This is a genomic window from Shewanella sp. BF02_Schw, assembly GCF_014596695.2.
Classification (GTDB): domain Bacteria; phylum Pseudomonadota; class Gammaproteobacteria; order Enterobacterales; family Shewanellaceae; genus Shewanella.
In genome coordinates, this window is record NZ_JABKAW020000017.1 from 1 (window position 1) to 1,697 (window position 1,697).

Annotated in this window: 3 protein-coding genes; 1 reads left to right on the plus strand and 2 read right to left on the minus strand. The window is 43.5% G+C overall.

From position 1 onward, the window contains the following. Positions 1-143: 143 nt before the first annotated feature. Positions 144-509: a hypothetical protein gene (locus HNW13_RS23380; RefSeq protein WP_192115888.1), complete on the minus strand. Its 366-nt coding sequence runs from the start codon at positions 507-509 to the stop codon at positions 144-146. A 21-nt stretch (positions 510-530) separates the two neighbouring features. Here HNW13_RS23380 and HNW13_RS23385 point away from each other — a divergent pair, with 21 nt between their 5' ends. Beyond that, entirely contained in the window at positions 531-869 is a 339-nt protein-coding gene (locus tag HNW13_RS23385) for a MerR family DNA-binding protein (RefSeq protein ID WP_243756389.1), read from the plus strand. 543 nt (positions 870-1,412) lie between these two features. Here HNW13_RS23385 and HNW13_RS23390 read toward each other — a convergent pair. After that, the coding region (locus HNW13_RS23390; RefSeq protein ID WP_208062963.1) for a Fic family protein at positions 1,413-1,697 on the minus strand (285 nt) is incomplete at its 5' end.

A 1,697-nucleotide genomic window follows, 5' to 3' on the forward strand; every position in this document is an offset into this window, starting at 1 on the left:
GCGGTTAATAAAGACGAACACCGAGCCAGAGCGAGGGTTAGCGGATAATTTATAGCGGCATAGTGCCGCTAAGCCATCAATCCCCTGACGAAAGTCGGCAGGTGCAATAGCGATTAATATATGCGTATCAGCAGTCAGATGTATCACGATTTCAACGCCCTGATCAGCGAAATAAGGGTCTGTGGATCGTCAATGCCTGATAAAGACATCGTATCTCCCTGAAAGAACTTGAGCTCTACGTTAAAAGTTGTTTGCGTAGACGGTGCTAAAATGGGTAGGTGCACAAACTGGGGGTTATTTACAGGAGGGCTAATGCTATTTCGCCACTGTTTAAGCTGGCTGCCACTTATCCGTAGCACGGATGTTATTTTGCTAGAAGAATAATGTTCGAGTAATCCAACGGCTTGTTCACGTAATGTATTTGGGGTTGGTACCTGACGGCCATTTCTGTTGCTACGCCAGCACTCAAAAGCAGTGGAGAGTGTCGATAATAGGTCTGAATTTGACATGATTGCATCCTGGTTATTTGGTTGCGATCATTAAATCAGTTTAAAAAATGGAAGTTGAACTATGCTGCCGTAAGCTCACGTCATTACCAACAAAAAGACATTGATACATTGGTGTTTATAAGACGATGCAGAGAATTAAACATCGGACTCGATGACATCAAGCGCTTGGTTGATACACAACAAGACCCAAAATCGTCGTGCGCACTAGTCGACTATATCATTGCCGAACAACTTGCCCGCATTCAACAAACCCAGCGAGAGTTGGCATTACTAGAACAATCATTAGCGGCACTCGCGAGCTGCTGTAAAAGCCATCAGATAAAGGATTGCAGTATTTTACAGACGCTGAAATCGGCTTAGTTTGAGTTAAAAGAGTACCTTATCGATACCGTTAGCAAGGGCGATGGGGTAACCCAGTGAACATTAGCAATAGGTGTTCGCCTTTTCGGAGCTAACGATTTTCGATTTTCCAATATGTGGAAAACGCTATTTTGTTAACTGAGTGGGGTGTTGAGATAACAATTTTCGATTTTCCAACATGTGGAAAACGCTATTTTGTAACTGAGTGAGGTGCTGAGATAACGATTTTCGATTTTCCAACATGTGGAAAACGCTATTATGTTAACTGAGTGAGGTGTTGAGATAACGATTTTCGATTTTCCAACATGTGGAAAACGCTATTTTGTTAACTGAGTGAGGTGCTGAGATAACGATTTTCGATTTTCTGCTTTGGGCTTTGGGCTTTGGGCTTTTTGAGGACAATCTAGCGCGGAACGCATCGAGGAGCGGGTGGTGAAGCACCTAATGAAGACTCCGAATACATTAGCGCAAACCAACCTCGTTATCGACAATATCATTTGCAATAACGAGGCGGACCATACATTTTTGTGTCTGTTGTTTAAGTTAATTGCCAAGGTTCTCTAGGTATTTAACGAACGGAGCAAAATCACCTTTGTCAGCTTCCTTAAGGCAAGAGATATAAGCTTTGCGCTCTTCGCTCACTTTCTCTAGGTTGCCCTCTGCCCAGTTAAGCGGTGGCTCTTCTAGTAAAACCATGCGAACAACATCGGTAAATATACGCGAGTGCCTGCCGTTACCATTTGGGAAAGGGTGAATCTCAACAAGCTTGTGCTGTATGCGAGCGCTGAGCTCTAGATGTGAGTAGTGTTTGAACTTTACCCAGCACTT

Bases quoted from the DNA above. Each gene is read 5' to 3' on its own strand.
- HNW13_RS23380 (WP_192115888.1), bottom strand. From the start codon at position 509: ATGTCAAATTCAGACCTATTATCGACACTCTCCACTGCTTTTGAGTGC.